Source organism: Vibrio inusitatus (genome assembly GCA_024346935.1).
In the GTDB taxonomy this organism is placed as follows: domain Bacteria; phylum Pseudomonadota; class Gammaproteobacteria; order Enterobacterales; family Vibrionaceae; genus Vibrio; species Vibrio inusitatus.
Genome location: AP024879.1, coordinates 1,445,791 through 1,461,298 on the forward strand (window position 1 = coordinate 1,445,791; position 15,508 = coordinate 1,461,298).

Annotated in this window: 18 protein-coding genes and 2 pseudogenes; 12 read left to right on the plus strand and 8 right to left on the minus strand. The window is 43.5% G+C overall.

From position 1 onward, the window contains the following. The first annotated feature begins 73 nt into the window (after positions 1 to 73). Positions 74 to 709, plus strand: a complete 636-nt coding sequence (locus tag OCU48_RS19225; RefSeq protein ID WP_141346175.1) for an RpiB/LacA/LacB family sugar-phosphate isomerase — start codon at positions 74 to 76, stop codon at positions 707 to 709. A gap of 67 nt (positions 710 to 776) precedes the next feature. Here OCU48_RS19225 and OCU48_RS19230 read toward each other — a convergent pair whose 3' ends face one another. Together OCU48_RS19230 and OCU48_RS19235 are read right to left on the minus strand one after the other, a co-directional pair. Beyond that, on the minus strand, positions 777 to 1,805 hold the full coding sequence (locus OCU48_RS19230; protein ID WP_141346176.1) for an NADP-dependent oxidoreductase: 1,029 nt from the start codon (positions 1,803 to 1,805) through the stop codon (positions 777 to 779). A 45-nt stretch (positions 1,806 to 1,850) separates the two neighbouring features. After that, positions 1,851 to 3,083 (minus strand): cytochrome-c peroxidase, encoded by a 1,233-nt coding sequence (locus OCU48_RS19235; protein WP_141346177.1) that lies wholly within the window; start codon positions 3,081 to 3,083, stop codon positions 1,851 to 1,853. Between the two features lie 219 nt (positions 3,084 to 3,302). On the opposite strand from OCU48_RS19235, the gene OCU48_RS19240 reads away from it, so the two are divergent. From OCU48_RS19240 to soxR, 3 genes are all read left to right on the plus strand, one after another. Continuing rightward, complete coding sequence (locus OCU48_RS19240; protein ID WP_141346178.1) at positions 3,303 to 4,499, plus strand: iron-containing alcohol dehydrogenase; 1,197 nt, start codon at positions 3,303 to 3,305, stop codon at positions 4,497 to 4,499. Continuing rightward, positions 4,496 to 4,726 carry a hypothetical protein gene (locus OCU48_RS19245; protein WP_141346179.1) on the plus strand — a complete coding sequence of 77 codons (231 nt, stop codon included), beginning with the start codon at positions 4,496 to 4,498 and terminating at the stop codon, positions 4,724 to 4,726. Before OCU48_RS19240 ends, OCU48_RS19245 begins: the two co-directional genes overlap by 4 nt. Positions 4,727 to 4,794: 68 nt before the next feature. Further along, a complete protein-coding gene (gene soxR / locus OCU48_RS19250; RefSeq protein ID WP_141346180.1) occupies positions 4,795 to 5,259 on the plus strand; it encodes a redox-sensitive transcriptional activator SoxR in 465 nt (154 codons plus the stop codon). On the opposite strand, the gene OCU48_RS19255 is transcribed toward soxR, so the two are convergent. Beyond that, positions 5,256 to 5,606 carry a DUF4156 domain-containing protein gene (locus tag OCU48_RS19255; protein ID WP_208727170.1) on the minus strand — a complete coding sequence of 117 codons (351 nt, stop codon included), beginning with the start codon at positions 5,604 to 5,606 and terminating at the stop codon, positions 5,256 to 5,258. The two genes, soxR and OCU48_RS19255, sit on opposite strands and share 4 nt — an antisense overlap. A 180-nt stretch (positions 5,607 to 5,786) precedes the next feature. Between OCU48_RS19255 and OCU48_RS19745 the strand changes: the two are divergent. Together OCU48_RS19745 and OCU48_RS19750 are read left to right on the plus strand one after the other, a co-directional pair. Next, a pseudogene (locus OCU48_RS19745) lies at positions 5,787 to 6,155 on the plus strand (GNAT family N-acetyltransferase); the annotation flags it as partial. Positions 6,156 to 6,344: 189 nt separating this feature from the next. Next, on the plus strand, positions 6,345 to 6,794 hold the full coding sequence (locus tag OCU48_RS19750; RefSeq protein ID WP_371859119.1) for an HAD family hydrolase: 450 nt from the start codon (positions 6,345 to 6,347) through the stop codon (positions 6,792 to 6,794). A 10-nt stretch (positions 6,795 to 6,804) separates the two neighbouring features. Here OCU48_RS19750 and OCU48_RS19265 read toward each other — a convergent pair whose 3' ends face one another. Then, positions 6,805 to 7,338, minus strand: a complete 534-nt coding sequence (locus OCU48_RS19265; RefSeq protein WP_141346182.1) for a dihydrofolate reductase family protein — start codon at positions 7,336 to 7,338, stop codon at positions 6,805 to 6,807. Between the two features lie 296 nt (positions 7,339 to 7,634). On the opposite strand from OCU48_RS19265, the gene OCU48_RS19270 reads away from it, so the two are divergent. Both OCU48_RS19270 and OCU48_RS19275 read left to right on the plus strand, forming a co-directional pair. Next, complete coding sequence (locus OCU48_RS19270; RefSeq protein WP_141346183.1) at positions 7,635 to 9,755, plus strand: metallophosphoesterase family protein; 2,121 nt, start codon at positions 7,635 to 7,637, stop codon at positions 9,753 to 9,755. 67 nt (positions 9,756 to 9,822) lie between these two features. Further along, positions 9,823 to 10,350, plus strand: a complete 528-nt coding sequence (locus OCU48_RS19275; protein ID WP_141346184.1) for a DUF3299 domain-containing protein — start codon at positions 9,823 to 9,825, stop codon at positions 10,348 to 10,350. A 7-nt stretch (positions 10,351 to 10,357) separates the two neighbouring features. Here OCU48_RS19275 and OCU48_RS19280 read toward each other — a convergent pair whose 3' ends face one another. The 4 genes and pseudogenes from OCU48_RS19280 to OCU48_RS19295 form a co-directional block, all read right to left on the minus strand. Then, positions 10,358 to 11,674 (minus strand): ABC1 kinase family protein, encoded by a 1,317-nt coding sequence (locus tag OCU48_RS19280; protein WP_141346185.1) that lies wholly within the window; start codon positions 11,672 to 11,674, stop codon positions 10,358 to 10,360. 217 nt (positions 11,675 to 11,891) lie between these two features. Next, positions 11,892 to 12,332 (minus strand): annotated as a pseudogene (locus tag OCU48_RS19285) (catalase-related domain-containing protein); the annotation flags it as partial. Between the two features lie 75 nt (positions 12,333 to 12,407). Further along, on the minus strand, positions 12,408 to 12,887 hold the full coding sequence (locus OCU48_RS19290; RefSeq protein ID WP_141346186.1) for a peroxiredoxin: 480 nt from the start codon (positions 12,885 to 12,887) through the stop codon (positions 12,408 to 12,410). Between the two features lie 104 nt (positions 12,888 to 12,991). Further along, positions 12,992 to 13,843: a GNAT family N-acetyltransferase gene (locus tag OCU48_RS19295; RefSeq protein WP_141346187.1), complete on the minus strand. Its 852-nt coding sequence runs from the start codon at positions 13,841 to 13,843 to the stop codon at positions 12,992 to 12,994. Between the two features lie 71 nt (positions 13,844 to 13,914). On the opposite strand from OCU48_RS19295, the gene OCU48_RS19300 reads away from it, so the two are divergent. The 4 genes from OCU48_RS19300 to OCU48_RS19315 all read left to right on the plus strand — a co-directional run bounded on the left by OCU48_RS19300 (position 13,915) and on the right by OCU48_RS19315 (position 15,500). Then, positions 13,915 to 14,073, plus strand: a complete 159-nt coding sequence (locus OCU48_RS19300) for a hypothetical protein (RefSeq protein ID WP_167496200.1) — start codon at positions 13,915 to 13,917, stop codon at positions 14,071 to 14,073. Then, complete coding sequence (locus OCU48_RS19305) at positions 14,051 to 14,236, plus strand: zinc-binding dehydrogenase (RefSeq protein ID WP_244312326.1); 186 nt, start codon at positions 14,051 to 14,053, stop codon at positions 14,234 to 14,236. The genes OCU48_RS19300 and OCU48_RS19305 overlap by 23 nt, the downstream gene beginning before the upstream one ends. A gap of 128 nt (positions 14,237 to 14,364) precedes the next feature. After that, positions 14,365 to 15,267, plus strand: coding sequence for a LysR family transcriptional regulator (locus tag OCU48_RS19310; RefSeq protein ID WP_141346188.1), 903 nt, complete (start codon positions 14,365 to 14,367; stop codon positions 15,265 to 15,267). After that, a complete protein-coding gene (locus OCU48_RS19315) occupies positions 15,267 to 15,500 on the plus strand; it encodes a hypothetical protein (RefSeq protein ID WP_141346189.1) in 234 nt (77 codons plus the stop codon). Before OCU48_RS19310 ends, OCU48_RS19315 begins: the two co-directional genes overlap by 1 nt. Positions 15,501 to 15,508 lie beyond the last annotated feature (8 nt).

Genomic DNA, 15,508 nt, shown 5'->3' on the forward strand with positions numbered 1-15,508 from the left:
CTTACAACAGCGTATCTTCAGCCCAAGACTTATAATTAGATTAATTTATTGCAGTCTACTGCAGGAGTATTCAATGAAAATCGCATTAATGATGGAAAATAGCCAAGCGCCTAAGAATGCTATGGTCGCAACTGAGCTTAACAATGTTGCTGGTGGTCTTGGTCATGACGTATTTAACGTTGGTATGACTGACGAAAACGATCATCACCTAACCTATATTCACCTAGGTATCCAAGCAAGCATCCTTCTTAACTCAAAGGCTGTAGACTTTGTAGTAACGGGCTGTGGCACAGGTCAAGGCGCGCTAATGGCAAGCAACCTGCACCCTGGTGTTGTTTGTGGTTACTGTTTAGAACCATCTGATGCATTTCTATTTAACCAAATTAACAATGGTAATGCGATTGCTCTAGCATTTGCTAAAGGCTTTGGTTGGGCTGGTGAGCTGAACGTTCGCTACATCTTTGAAAAAGCATTTACAGGTGCTCGTGGTGAAGGTTACCCAATTGAGCGTGCTGCTCCTCAACAAGCAAACGCTGCGATTCTAAGTGAAGTGAAATCTGCAGTATGTAAAGACGTAGTTTCTTCTCTACGCGCGATCGACCAAGAGCTAGTGAAACAAGCAGTAGGTAGTGCACAATTCCAAGAGTGCTTCTTCTCTAACTGTCAAGATTCTGAGATTGCTGAGTACGTTCGTTCTCTAATCGATTAATTTTCAGCATTAGTAAACGTTAAGGCCAGCTGTTATTGCAGCTGGCCTTTGTTGTTTTAGGATGAAGTTAAACTGGCTGGTTGGTTTGCACCACTAACTTACCGAAGTTCTTTCCTTCCAGTAGACCTATAAAAGATTCAGGTGCATTTTCTAGGCCTTCAACAAGATGCTCTCTGTAAGTGATTTTACCTTCGCTAAGCCAAGTCATCATCTGTTGTGCAAATTCAGAATAACGGTGGCCATAATCGTCAAATATAATGAAGCCTTGCATCTTGATTCGCTTAACTAACAACTGCCCCATCAACAGAGATAGTCTGTCAGGACCTTCTGGCAGCGATGTAGCATTGTATTGTGAGATCAGGCCACACAAAGGAATGCGAGCTGAAGTATTCAGTAGGGGCATAACTGCATCAAACACCTTTCCCCCAACGTTTTCAAAATAGATATCGATTCCATCACTACATGCGTTAGCCAATTGTTCGACAAGGTCATTAGCTTTGTGATCAATACATGCATCAAAACCCAGAGTATCGACTGCAAACCTGCATTTTTCTTTGCCGCCGGCGATTCCTACAACTCGACAACCTTTGATCTTGGCGATTTGACCAACCATAGAGCCAACGGCTCCCGTAGCAGCGGCGACGACTACAGTTTCACCAGCTTTGGGCTGACCGATATCCAAGAGCCCCATATAGGCAGTAAAGCCAGGCATGCCCATCACACCGAGAGCATAAGAAGGATGTTCTGGGTTCAAGCCAAGTTTAATTAAACCTTCACCATTAGATACCCCATAATCTTGCCACCCAGTAAAAGCGAGTACCCACTCACCTATAGCAAAGTCATTGTGCTTAGATTCAGTGACTTGACAAACTGTGCCACCCACCATGGTGTCGCCAATAGCAATCGGCTCAGCGTAAGATTTTGCGTCACTCATTCGACCGCGCATATAGGGGTCTAAAGAGAGATAGACACTTCGCAGTAATATTTCTCCGTCGGTGATCTGAGGAATATTGGAGGTTTCTAATCGGAAATTACAAGGCTTTGGTGCGCCAACGGGACGTGAGGAGAGTACTAATCTGCGGTTAATTGCGGTCATGAATGTTCCTTGTTGGTTACACATACAGTAACTTTGTTTTTAAAATCAATTGAATGGGTTACTGAATTTTTCATCATTGAGCATATCATCATCGGTCAACGTGTTTAGAAAGGCAACTAGTGCCTCCTTTTCTTGCTCAGTAAAATCGAACCGTACAGGATTGCCTTCAGAGTCGAGTAAAGGTGCGCTTAAACGAGGATGTGCTTGTATACCAGAGCTGTAGTGCTCAATAACAGCCTCAAGACTATTAAAACGTCCGTCATGCATGAATGGGGCTCGAACAGCAATATTTCGTAGCGACGGTGCTTTGAATTTGCCCTGATCGCGTCGATTCTGAGTCGACTCAAATATACCTTGATCATTAGTCGATTCAGCGTCTAAACCATTGTTAGTTGAGTGTGTTGTGATTTGTTCAAGATCATTGGGTATAGGGCCGGCAAAGGCTTCTGTCACGTGACATCCTGCGCAATTTACATTAGTGCCATCGGCCAGTTCCCGAGGTAAAAAGAATAAGCTTTTACCTGTATTCTCTTGTTCAGTAAATGCCGGAAAATCAACAATGGGAGATTGCACTTCGCTTCGAGCAATATCATATTTGGCTGTAGTGCTGACTAGGCTACGAATAAACTGCGCAAGGGCTCTTGCTATGCGGTCACTTGAAATGTTTTCATCGCCAAAAGCATTACGAAATAGCTCAGGATAGTAGCTTTGATTAGTGACTATTTCCTCCAGTTCAGCCAATATTAACCCCATCTCTATGGGATCTTGAAAGGGCATAAGAACTTGCTCTTCTAAGCTACCTGCACGTTCATCCCAAAAGAATTTACCACTAAAAAAGAATCTCGCATTCACTAATCCCATCGAGTGACGGCGAGTCAATTCGCCATCAAAACCTCTACTTTGTATTTCTGGGTCTGAAAAAGCATGTTGAGCTTGATGGCATGATGAACAGGAAATAGTCCCGTTCGCACTCAATCTTTTGTCGTAAAAAAGTACCCTACCTAGGGTAGCTCCAGCATTAGTCACGGTATTGTCGACAGGGGTATTATCAAAATCAGTCGCTGCGTACTGAAACTGAAAACGTCCAGGGAAGTCATTCTGCGTTAAGTGCTCAGGGAGATTGAGATTAGCATAGTTAAAATTCTCCTCTGGCAGAGTAGGGACAGAAGTATTTTCATTCTGAATAGTATCGTCATCTGAGTCGTCACTACTATTGCAACCAACAAGTGTTGCTGTAAGAAAAATAGATAAGCCTAAACGAATAAAGGGTCGTGACATAACTTCCTACTAGCCTGAACGAAAGGGGTGAGATAAGCCTAGCACCCGTTGCGTAAAACAACGTAAAGGGGAGTACTTTTTCTACTCTATGACATATAGCCACAATTCATCGTGTCTACATAACAACTTAGCCACAAATCAATTGAACCTAATAACTCATAAATTAATATGGTAGCTATGTTAGTCACAGAGACTAACCCGCTATTTCCAAGGAAGGGTATGTTTCACAAATTACTAGTAGGTGTAAAAAAGCCGTTTTTGAAGATGTTACCTATCCCAGAGCCCAGATTAGTGATGGGAAGTGGAGTATCAGAACAAATAGGTGAACTATGTCGAGAGTATGAAATTTATCACCCCCTCGTAGTCACTGATAAGCTGTTGGTAAATTTAGGTGTCATTGATCCGATACTGGATTCTCTCCGTGGTACCAATCACCCTTTTACTTTGTATGATGAGGTGACACCTGATCCCAGCTTTGATGAGGTGAGGAATGGGGTACGCTTATTTATAGATAAAGGGTGTGACGGAATTATAGCGGTAGGCGGAGGCTCTCCAATGGACTGCGCCAAAGCGATATCGGCGAGTGCTAAAACGAATAAGGATGTGACCCGACTGCTCGGTCTCATGAGGGTTCATAGGCCTATTCACCCGATTATTGCAGTACCGACCACTTCTGGAACGGGCTCAGAAGGTACCGTTGCTGCTGTAATTAGTGATCACCAAGCAAGAAAGAAGCAGGCGATTACAGACCCTTTTATTGTGCCTAAGGTTGCATTATTAGACCCCAAGTTAATGGTTGGTCTACCCCCTAAAATTACTGCCGAAACAGGAGCAGATGCGCTGACGCACGCAATAGAATCTTATATCAGTGGTTACGCTAACGACTATTCGCAACAGCTTTCTATTTCGGCAATTCAAAGAATTTTTAGATGCTTGCCGGTTGTGGTGGTGGACGGTAATCATTTAGAAGCGCGTCAAGAAATGGCACAGGCCAGTTATGAAGCGGGTCTTGCATTTACTCGAACCTACATTGGTTATGTTCATGCCATAGCTCATCAATTGGGTGCCTTCTATCATGTTCCTCATGGCCGTGCGAACGCTATCGTATTACCATCAGTATTGCGATTTATTGTAGCGATAGACCCCAAATCGATTGCATCACTGGCTACGACTGCGGGTTACGCAACCGGTGATACCGATAGTGCAAATGCTTTGGCGTTTATAGAGAAAGTCGAACAGTTACTTGCGCAATTGGGTATTCCTAATTTTGTAGCTGAGCTAAAAATCGCAGATATATCTCAAATTGCAAAGCAAGCTATTGATGAGGCCTTTGGCGATTATCCCGTTCCAGTTGAAATGAGCGAAGAACAATGCCATCACATATTAAAAGGACTAGTTAAGAGAATGGATAAATGACGACTAAGAACCACAAAAGCCAAATCAGAATCATTGTAGCAACGCTCGTTGTCGCCTTTTTGTCTATTTTTGGGCACGTCATTCTTACCCCTGTATTAGCTAAGATGGGGTGGGTTGAATATGTTGCTGCGGCTATCCCGTTTACCATGATGGGATTATGTGTGTGGGCCGTTCGTGATGCTGCAAAGGCCTTAGATGACGAAAATGAAGATAACGAGTCTTTGTAGTTTCACTGTAAGGTCTATTCTTTTTAAGTAGATAATTAAAGTTAACTTAAAGTTCAGTGGGGATGACAATGGTCTTAAATACACGTTTCTTCACGGTTGGAGAGGCAGCTAAGCGCTGCGGGGTAGCGACATCAGCGTTACGATTTTATGAGAGCAAGGGGCTGATTGAAAGTATCAGAACGGAAGGCAATCAAAGACGTTATCCAGCCAGTACCATTCGCGTCATTTCAGTCATCAAAGCGGCGCAACAAATAGGAGTGAGTTTAGAAGAGATTAAACTTGCACTGAAAACCTTACCTAACCATAAGCAACCGACCAAAAAAGACTGGGCTCGAATGTCTAAGCAATGGGCTGCGTCTTTGGATCAAAAGATACTGGAGATGCAACGACTAAGAGATAACCTGGACGGCTGTATTGGTTGCGGATGCTTATCGTTAAAAAGCTGCAAGCTATTTAACCCTGAAGACACTGCCTCCGCTCTAGGCACTGGCGCTCGTTACTTAATTGATGGTTCACCGAGCTCTGAAGACTAATCTATAGATGTTAGTGGTGGGCACTTGTAGGCTGTTCCTATAAAGGTCGCAGATGTTTTGAAATAGTGGGGGCTAAGTAACACAACCGTATTTGCCTTAGTGAGATAGGCATTATTTTTTATTTCATTTATTGCCCCTTGTATAAGTACATCATTGGGATAGAAAAGATGCGAATACCAATGCCCTTCACTGCCGGTGACTTCACCGACCCACTCACAGTGTCTTTCTAATGGTAAATTATTGGTGCGAACTTGTACGTCTTTTGCTTCTGGCATCAGGTTTTTTTCTGGCGAAGTACACCCGATCAGAACCATCGACACCCCTAGTGCTAGCCAAAGCTTCATCATTTTTCTTAACCTGCTGAGATAATCGATTCAGAATTTAATTCTATTCATGAATTGTTAACGAGGAACCCCCTAAATTCAATTATTTAACTGTTTTCTTTTGTATGAATATTATGATTTATTAAAGCATCGAATAAGAAAATTCATCCTATGAGGGTGAATTGAGAACTTGAGAACCTTTCAATGGCACTTTGCACTCAGAGATTATCTCTGACACCTTTATCTGAAAATGATTGGGCACTATTTTATAGTTTGCATGTGGATGAGCGTGTTATCGCTTTATGCTTTGACCAACCTAGCCTTAAAGATATTCAGTTGAGGTTTCAAGGGCGAATCCAACCTTGGAATAAGGGTTCTCGTCATTGGTTGTGTTTGGTTATTACTGATCGTGTTTCAGGAGATAAAATAGGTCTTACGGGATTTTTCTTGCAAGATGAGGTTGCGGAAGTAGGTTACATGCTATTGCCCCAGTTTCATGGGAAAGGCTATGCGACAGAGTCTTTAGGATGTTTGATTGATTGGGCAAAGCAGACGCATGGCATTGAACAGTTTTCTGCCACGGTTACCAAGGGCAATTTAGGCTCTGAGCGAGTGCTTGAAAAGTCGGGTTTTTCTCTTACTAAAACCATCCCTGATGCTTATGTAATAAGTGGTGTATCTCATACTGACCACATATATCGACATTCAATTCAGTCCCCGTTAGCAATTAGCATCGTCTTATTCGATTGGGGCGATACCTTGATGGTTGATTTGCCTAATCAACAAGGGAAGATGTGCGACTGGCCAGAGGTATATTCGGTCGAGGGGGCCATCGAGGCACTTCAAACTCTTTCTAAAAAATACCCAATATACGTGGCGACCAATGCTTTAGATTCAACTGAAAGTGACATTCACAAAGCCTTTCAAAGAGCAGGTTTAGCCCCGTTCATCTCCGGTTACTTCTGTAAAACCAATATGGGTATTGGTAAAGGGAGCGCAAAGTTCTTTTACACGATTGCAGAGGCACTAGGTGTATGCCCTGATTCGATGTTGATGATGGGAGATACACTAGATAAAGATATCAACCCTGCAATCGAAGCAGGGTTGAAGGTGATTTGGTTTAATCGGCAAAATTCTGACACGGTAGATAAACGAAATATCCCTCAGATTAGCACCTTATTTGACTTACCTCATACGGTAAAATCTTTGTAATAAACGAAAGTTATCGAGTGCGAATGAAGGTATTTTTTACCATGTGATCCGCTAGTCTTTCGCAACCTTGATGTTTGAATTTTAAAGGTGCGGATAACTCGCTAAATAAGGGAATACCACCACCAAGAAGGACAGGGATGGTTGTAATGATAAGCTCATCAATAAGATCGCACTGAAGGAAGCCTTGTATTGTTTTACCACCATCAATATAGAGTTTTCCAAATCCTCTTTCATTCAGTGATTGAACAATCTCAGGTAACTCACCACTGACCAAGAACACCTTGCCTTCGAGTCCTTCCGGTACTTTTGTCAGTGTGTTACTAAGCACGAAAACAGGCTTTGAATACGGCCAATCAATGCCAAAACTGAGTACGATTTCTAGAGTATTCCGACCCATTATTAAAGCGTCAATACGATCCATAAACGCTGAAAACCCAAAATCTGATCCTTCAGGATTTGGCACGTCGTGAAGCCAATCAATTTGATTGTTCTTATCTGCAATATAACCATCAAGGCTAGTGGCGATGTATACGATATTTGGCATTAGTTCGGCTCATTCAAGCAATAAATTATCAAATTAATATACATCGGATATTCAATTCCTTTAAATAAAAATCAGAAATTGGAAAGAGTACCGTAAGTTTTTTCTTGTGAACTTAACACTTTGTTACGCATAACCTTAGTGTCTGTTATCGTTAACTTTATGTTTTATATAGATATAAATGATTCTCTTAGTGTCTTTTTGTGAGTTAATGTTCTTGAAATATTGGTGTCATATTTTTATCATTAACCTTGCCTACGCTCCTTTTCAAATTTACTAAAGGAATGTAGGAATTAACAATGGCTTTTCAAAAAACGCTTTGTGCGACGCTCATCTCAGCCGCACTTCTTGTGGGTTGTAATAGTGGTAGTGGGAACGACACTCAATCTCCAAATCAACCGCCGGATGAAACCCCAGAACTACAATACTCGACGAAGATTGGCATCCTAACTGATACCCAAGGTGGGGGCGACAATGTCGCAGTTAATCAGATGGAAAGTATCTTAGATTACTATCGTGAGAATGACGTCGATATTGTTATTGCGGTTGGGGATCTTACTAACAGCAATACTGAACATGAATATGAGCAGTGGAAAGCGATTGCCAGTCAATATACAGACCAGATTACTTTCTTACCTTTGATGGGGAATCATGACCGTAAGCCAGGTGATAACTACACGTGGAAGAGGATTATGGAAGAATTTATTCCGCGTGCCAACATCAACCACATGCCGGGAAGAGAGTTTCAAACCTATGCCTATCAACATAATAATGTGTTGATGGTTCAGATCTCAGACCAAGATATGCCTTATGCCTATGAATGGGCTGAAGAAGCGATTGAGCAACGCGATAGCAAGATCTCCCATGTGTTTGTTTCTACACATAGCCCGTTCGTGGGTCCATATCGTGGTGGTGTGGCCATGGAGCGAGTGACAGCACGATGGAATGACCAACGTGAAAATGACATGTTGACGAGGGATTTTGAGAGTTGGCGTTCATTGTTTACTGATAATGACGTCATTTTTGTATCTGGTCACGATCACCAATACAGCCGTTCTGTTGTATGGGATAACGGTGCTGGAATGGATACGCAGTCTGGCGAACCATCAACAAACCATCGCTTTTTCCAGCATGTCGTAACAGGCAACGCTTCAGAGAAAGGGTATTACAATCGAGTGGGTGAGTTTGAGCGTCTGCAAAGTATGCTGATGTACAAGACGCGTTATATCACTCCAAAAACAGTTGACCCATCCCAGCGTCCTGAGTGGACTCAAGATCTGCTCGATCGTGATAGTGAAGCGACTGGAGACCTAATGGTCAATGCGTCGTGGTTTAATGTGACGGATAATGAAATTGAGTACTCGGCATTTTATGACACATTCACCGATTCTAGTGATTTATTAGTAAGTACAGATTGGAAATTATTCGATCGATTCACTCGAACCAATAACCGTTGTGACAAGATTGTTTACCCAAGTAGCGTGCCATTTACTACGGAATACTATAGCGCTGTAGACAGCAAATATCGCACCGTAAATTGTTACTCATCTCAAGGTGTCAGAGCGCGTATTATTGATGGGCAAAATGATGTATTTAACCGAGTTGACCAAGCCTTAGATGGTGCTTTGTGGATGGGCTGGTCTGATCCAGACGCTATTGCTCGTATGTGGGAGTACATGATAGTTAAACCAACGATTAGAAGTGCATCAGAGGATGCTATTGGCAACCCTTCTGGCGAAGACTTTGTAGTCGATGGCCGCAGTGGACTAAATCTCAATCACGCTCATCGTTTCTCAATCAATCAAGACAACCGTATGCACTGGTATCCAGCGACCTATGATATGAAAAAGCTTGTGTCATTGAACTGGGCTAATCAGGAAGAAGCTACCGCATCAGATGTTTTGATCATCAATGGTATTCAAAGCCAAACAGGAACCTATATCAATGCGTACGGTGCGGAGAAAGATATAACCAGAGAAGCCGGTTGGCCGGGTACTTCAGCAGAAGATATTGAAGCAGGTGGTGACCATAAAAACCTAAATGCGATTGCTAAGCGTCCATTAAGTGACAATGGTTATCCGGAAATACTTAAACAGAAATCGCCTTATCGCCTAGATGATAGCCGTAGCTGGATTCTTGATAATAGCGTTCGTGGCGATAACTATACCTTTGAGATTTCAGTACCGAAAGGTGAGAAGGCGTCGAATCTTCAGTTAGCAACTAAAGTTGGTAATGAGTGGAAAGCCTTGGTGGAAGAAACTTGTATAAGTGAGGAGAGTTACAAATCTGAATACCTGAATTCGCTTCCATCTGATTTGGTTGATAAGGGATGTCAAAATCAGTGGGTTGTTGGTCAGTCAGGAGATTCGTTCTGGGCTCGTGTTGATATGGACGGAAGATTCGCTCTAATATCTAAATAACACCTAAGCATTTCTATAGGCCATTAGTCTCTCTAATGGCCTTTATTTCACCTGTGTATACCTAATTATGATCAAATATTTTATTACTGGGCTGGTCTGTCTTTTTTTAAGTGCGTGTAGCCAAGAAGATACATTTCAATCGCGGGCTTCAACGTTAACTAACTGGGAGCAGCTACTTGCACCCGAGCAAAAAGAGATATTCCTTGGTGTCATGGAGCAAGAAAAATTAAGAGCCAAGGAGCACGATGAGCTGGATCCTTTCATTCAGCCCCAATCTATTGGTAATGATGTCGCTATGGTAAATCCTGAAATAGTAAATAAGCGAGCGTCTATTGCTGGGTTTGTTGTTCCATTAGAGTGGGATATGGATGTGGTGACTGAGTTTTTGCTTGTTCCTTATTTCGGGGCATGTATTCACATTCCTCCGCCACCTGCGAGTCAAATGATACATGTGCATTACCCTGAAGGTGTTCCTAATCTACTCATGCGAGACGCGGTCGTGGTAAGCGGTATGCTAGTAAGCCAGCAAGATCAATTTGGTGATGCTTGGGATGTGGCTTACCAGGTGACCGATGCTATGGTTGAGGCGTATTAGAACAGTGCTATCTATCTAAGCGGTATGATTTGAACAGCTCAGCCACGTCCACTTTAGCGTTGAGTCTTGCCGCGAGAAGGTATAATCCCCCAATTTTTCGGTGCAAGAAAAGAGCATCCGCAGGCGGTGTATGCCAGTAATCTTGTTCCATACTGAGTACTGTGCCTGCTTGGCTAAGTCTTTGCGCTAAGTTGCTCGAACCAAAGTCATATTTGCCATTAAATTTGAGTGGCTCACAGGCGAGTTTGACCAGATTAAAGATGGCTTGCTTTTGCTCTGGTAATATCTGTTGGCTGAAAAAACCTATTTGAGTCAGGGCTTGGTCCAATCCCTCGTCATCATGATTGATGAGAGAGGTAAAGGCGAGACGATAACCATCGCTAATGTTCTCGTTGTAGGCGCGCGTTGCACCAAAATCTAGAAGTACGACTTTCTGATCCTTCTCATCGTAAAGGAAGTTGGCGAAGTTTGGGTCTGTTTGTACGAGCTTGAAGCAAAATATCTCTTTGAACAGCAAATCCAGTAAAAGTGTCATCACTCTATCGCGGGTATGTTGATCGGCGTGCTCTAGTGACTCTATCGGTTTGCCTGCTACATGTGTCATCGCGAGAACATTGTCAGTGGTAATGTCCTCGAGCACGTCGGGAATAACAAAGTCGGGACTGCCTTCTAATAACAGTTTATAGCGATTGAGAAGGTCGGCTTCAAGAAGATAATCGGCTTCTGCATGCAGTTGTTTCTTAGCTTCTTCAAGCAGGTCTTTATAATCCACACCCTTTGGAATTAATCCTACGATGTTGAGCAGGGTCCCAACATTATCCACGTCACTATCGATACTTTGCTTGATGCCGGGATACTGGACCTTTATCGCAAGTTTGGTTCCATCGTCGGCATGGGCTTGGTGCACTTGCCCAATAGAAGCACTGGCTATAGGCTTAAAGTTAAATTCAATGAAGTTGTGTTGCCAGTCTTGTCCTAATTCATGGGATAAGACTGTCGCTAACTGTTTGGTGGGCATAGGAGAGGCGTCAGAGCGAAGTCTCGATAAAATGTCAGCTAATTCAGGGCTAATGAGGTCGCCTGCATCCATGGACATTAATTGCCCAACCTTCATGGCTGCACCTCGAAGGTGAGCTAACTGGTCGGCGATTCTTTTAATATTACTTGGGGTGAGGAGAAGGTCTTTTGCCTTCGGCTTTTGTCCCTGCGCTATCTGTTTTGCGCCTTCGGTGACCATAGCGCCACCCACTCGAGTCGCGAGGGAGGCAAATTTGCCAAACCGAGAAAGGCGATGCGTAGGTACTTTGCTTTGTTCAGAAGCCATGTGAGTAATATCCCTGGTTCAGATTCTTTTTAAATTAAAGGCTTATACCAGACCTGACAAGCTTAAGATCAGAAACTAAAAGCCCTGTGGCATAAATGCGACAGGGCTTGATGAGTATTCTGCTAGAGCACTTGGCTCAAGCTCATTACCACAAGATCAAATAGCGCTCTTCTAGGGAGAGTATTTGATAGATACCTTCAAGCATTATTTGGCTCCTCTACTGGGTGATGTCTTCTATATTGATTTCCATAGCCTTTGCAAGTCCCTCGCCGTAAGCTGTGTCCGCCTGTAGCGCATGGGCAATATGCTTGTGCTTAATATGGATTGAAACTCCGTCCATAGCTCGAGCGGTATTATCAAACAAGCGCTGCTTTTCATCCTCTGGCATGATACGGAAAAGGTTGCCCGCTTGAGTGAAATAATCGTCGTCTTCACGATGATCCCAATGAGTGGCAACACTTTGCAGTTCTAGTGGTGGCTCTGAGAACTCAGGCTGTTGCGCCCACTCTTGATGTTGATTTGGCTCATACCCGATGGTCGATCCAAAGTTACCGTCGGTACGCATTGCCCCATCTCTGTGGTAGCTGTGTACAGGGCAGCGAGGCGCATTAACCGGAATTTGATGATGGTTAACACCTAAACGATAACGCTGAGCATCTCTAGTTAATTGTGGCCGATGACCAGCGCCATCTAGCCACTATCTGAAAATGGGCTGCTTTTGAGGTCGCTTTATTTAGGCTTTTAACGCGTCGAGTATGGTTTCAGCGTTACTCACTTCAAACGCACTGGCTTTCTCGACATTTAGATGGGTGACTACACCATTGTCTACTACCATGGCATAGCGCTGAGAGCGGATGCCACCGAAGTCGGCCGTATCCATTTCAAGTCCAAGTGCTTTGGTGAAGCTGGCATTCCCGTCACCAAGCATGAGTATCTCGCTGGCATTTTGTGCCTCCCCCCATGCGTGCATTACGAAGGCATCATTCACAGCAACACAAGCAATGGTATCAATACCCGCCGCTTTGATTTGATCGGCATGAACAACGTATCCAGGTAGATGAGCCTCTGAACAAGTAGGGGTGAATGCCCCTGGCACAGCAAACAGAACCACGCGCTTATTAGCAAATAGGTCATCTGTACTGTGACTGACCATGCCTGCATCAGTGAGTTCACTTAGGGTCGCCGCAGGTATTGCTTGTCCTTTATGAATCATTTTTGTTCTCCGTGTCGTTTAGTACAGATGAGTTTAGCTTATAGTTTGATTCAGCCTAGATTGAATTGGTCAGTTTGTTTTCTGGCTGATGCAGTTAGTGGACTCTAGCCAATCTCAAAGGAAGTAACGCCATAGGTCCGCTCTAGAGGTAAATCGGGAAACGAATCAGTATACATACGAGCCGTTTCAAAGGATTTCGTCATCTGGTATTTCTCTGCCAATGCAACCGCAGACGGATTGACCTCCGGTGTATCAAGAAAGATGGCATCAGAGTCGGTGACCCTTGCTGTAAGCGCTAAGAAAAGCTGTTCTGCTAGATCAGGGGAGTCGGCAAACAGAGGACCCATTTTGTAGCCATTTCGACACTGCCTAATCACGCCATATCCGGCAAGTTTATCTTCTTCCATGACCCCAATTGCGTGGCTGTCTGGCTGGCTTATCCATGCCTTAGTAAATTCAGCCCTATCGGTAGGAAAGAAAGGCTGGTCATAGGCATTCAAAGTATCGAAAGGAATCGATGAAAGCTCAATAATATCAGGGTTTTGAGGAGCATTTCCGCCGCCCAATCCCTCGTAACGAATATTTTGATAAGCCAATCTGAAACCAGATTTTTTATAGTTCTCTTGCTGATCAACCACACCATCAAGGCCAATATTCAGCCCCGATAACCGCTTAATGCCCACATCCCAGATCTGTATTCCATAGCCTTGACCGCGATATTCTGGTTTGACGATATAAAAACCAAGAAAACCGAACGACTCATCGTATTTGACCACTGAGATAACGGCGATGGGTTCATCATCAAGATACCCAACTAGAAAAGCGTCTGGGTCAGTAATGTAGTAGCAATCGGCATCATGCAACCCGGGGTTCCAGCCTTCACTGGCAGCCCATTCAACTGCAGTGTCTATCTCTGCGCGGGTCATAGTTTGTATTGAGTAAATACGCTCGCTCATTAGCTTATCCCTAAACGGTCATATTGACTAATCCATGTCAGTCACCGATATCAGTATAGACCTGAGTTAAAATGAAATATGGGCGAGCGTCGCTATTGAACATGGGTATAGTTCACGACGTATTTCTTTTGAAGACTGCAATTCAGATGACCGAATTTGAAAAGATGCTTGAAGAACAAGGTTTTGATGGTGGTGACAAAGAGATCAATGATTCACAACTTCAAGCGTGAAGAGCACCGTCAGATCTTGGCTGAATTAGCTAAGATTGCAGAAACCGGTGCGCTGATTCCGGTTGTTGATCCTAGAACGTTCAATCTTAGTCAAGCCAGTGATGTATACGCACACCTAGCCTCTGGTAAGGCGATTGGCAAGGTTGTGATCAGCGTTATCTAAGCCTCCGTGCAAGCTCAGACTATCTTCAATAAGACTCTCTTTTTTAAGTGAGCCTTATTTGTGTTCAAATATAGCGTATATTTACCTTTATCTAGAAGCCGATGCTGAGTCAAAGCAGGCCAAACTAAGTGAATATAGAGCACCTCAAATTATTCGTCCGAGTAGCGTCTACTCATAATATTAGTCAAGCAGGTCAAGAACTTGGTCTGTCTGCTCCCGTTGCCAGTATGCACATTAATCGCTTGGAAGAGAGTGTGGGGGCTCGTTTAATTCACCGGACTACGCGTAAGGTGTCTCTGACAGAAGAAGGAGAAGCCTTTTTACCTCATGCTGAAGAGTTACTGTTAGGCGTTGATGCAGCGTTAGCATCAGTAGGTAAAGGAGCAGAAAGACCACAAGGTACGCTTCGAGTTACGGCTCCTGCTTCGTTTGGTCGTATGCACTTGATGCCCGCTTTGAAGGGGTTTCTTAAAGAGAACCCTGACTTATCTGTCGATATTCAACTTACCGACTCTATGATTGACCTTATAGATGGTGGTTTTGATGTGGCAATTCGAGATGCAGAGTTGCAAGACTCTAGCTTGATAGCGAAGAAACTCGCAGTTGATGAACGCATTATGTGTGCTTCACCCGAGTACATTGAAAAGTATGGCTTACCTGAGAGCCCAGAGTCATTAAGTAAGCATCAGTGCATCGGACAATCTGGTCTTAAGATTTGGACTTTTGATACACCGAAAGGACAGGTCAATATTAAGGGAACGGGTAGTATCCGAGTCAATCATGGTGAGGCGGTGAGAGATGCATGTCTAGATGGATTAGGTATTGCTAAGTGCGCTACGTGGCTTGTGCATGAGAATCTTAAGCGTGGTGAACTTGTACAGGTGCTTCAAGGCTATCCTCTAATAGATGGTGCAGCAATATGGGTTGTTTACCCCAGCGCTCGCCTAGTCGCACCAAAGGTGAGAGCTTTCGTTGATTACTTCTCTCAATATTATGGAAATCTCCCATACTGGTCACTAGGGCTAAACTAATGGACAAAGTAAAGATACGAGTATGTATTGCTCTGCTGGCGGCCTACGTATTGGCGTGGGTGCTGATTATTCTAGTACCTACATTGGGACTAGAACCGCAACAAAGTGATTTGTACACTTCATATTTATTGATTGCCGAAGAAGTATTGCTACTGGCGTGTGTAATAATAATTGGCCCTATGTTTATCACAGATATTAAGGCCAAACTTACTGGAAGTGATAATAAACAATAGTTCCTGAT

Coding starts and splice junctions, on each gene's coding strand:
- OCU48_RS19225 (WP_141346175.1), top strand. CDS start 74: ATGAAAATCGCATTAATGATGGAAAATAGCCAAGCGCCTAAGAATGCT.
- OCU48_RS19230 (WP_141346176.1), bottom strand. CDS start 1,805: ATGACCGCAATTAACCGCAGATTAGTACTCTCCTCACGTCCCGTTGGC.
- OCU48_RS19235 (WP_141346177.1), bottom strand. CDS start 3,083: ATGTCACGACCCTTTATTCGTTTAGGCTTATCTATTTTTCTTACAGCA.
- OCU48_RS19240 (WP_141346178.1), top strand. CDS start 3,303: ATGTTTCACAAATTACTAGTAGGTGTAAAAAAGCCGTTTTTGAAGATG.
- OCU48_RS19245 (WP_141346179.1), top strand. CDS start 4,496: ATGACGACTAAGAACCACAAAAGCCAAATCAGAATCATTGTAGCAACG.
- soxR (WP_141346180.1), top strand. CDS start 4,795: ATGGTCTTAAATACACGTTTCTTCACGGTTGGAGAGGCAGCTAAGCGC.
- OCU48_RS19255 (WP_208727170.1), bottom strand. CDS start 5,606: ATGATGAAGCTTTGGCTAGCACTAGGGGTGTCGATGGTTCTGATCGGG.
- OCU48_RS19750 (WP_371859119.1), top strand. CDS start 6,345: ATGGTTGATTTGCCTAATCAACAAGGGAAGATGTGCGACTGGCCAGAG.
- OCU48_RS19265 (WP_141346182.1), bottom strand. CDS start 7,338: ATGCCAAATATCGTATACATCGCCACTAGCCTTGATGGTTATATTGCA.
- OCU48_RS19270 (WP_141346183.1), top strand. CDS start 7,635: ATGGCTTTTCAAAAAACGCTTTGTGCGACGCTCATCTCAGCCGCACTT.
- OCU48_RS19275 (WP_141346184.1), top strand. CDS start 9,823: ATGATCAAATATTTTATTACTGGGCTGGTCTGTCTTTTTTTAAGTGCG.
- OCU48_RS19280 (WP_141346185.1), bottom strand. CDS start 11,674: ATGGCTTCTGAACAAAGCAAAGTACCTACGCATCGCCTTTCTCGGTTT.
- OCU48_RS19290 (WP_141346186.1), bottom strand. CDS start 12,887: ATGATTCATAAAGGACAAGCAATACCTGCGGCGACCCTAAGTGAACTC.
- OCU48_RS19295 (WP_141346187.1), bottom strand. CDS start 13,843: ATGAGCGAGCGTATTTACTCAATACAAACTATGACCCGCGCAGAGATA.
- OCU48_RS19300 (WP_167496200.1), top strand. CDS start 13,915: ATGAAATATGGGCGAGCGTCGCTATTGAACATGGGTATAGTTCACGAC.
- OCU48_RS19305 (WP_244312326.1), top strand. CDS start 14,051: ATGATTCACAACTTCAAGCGTGAAGAGCACCGTCAGATCTTGGCTGAA.
- OCU48_RS19315 (WP_141346189.1), top strand. CDS start 15,267: ATGGACAAAGTAAAGATACGAGTATGTATTGCTCTGCTGGCGGCCTAC.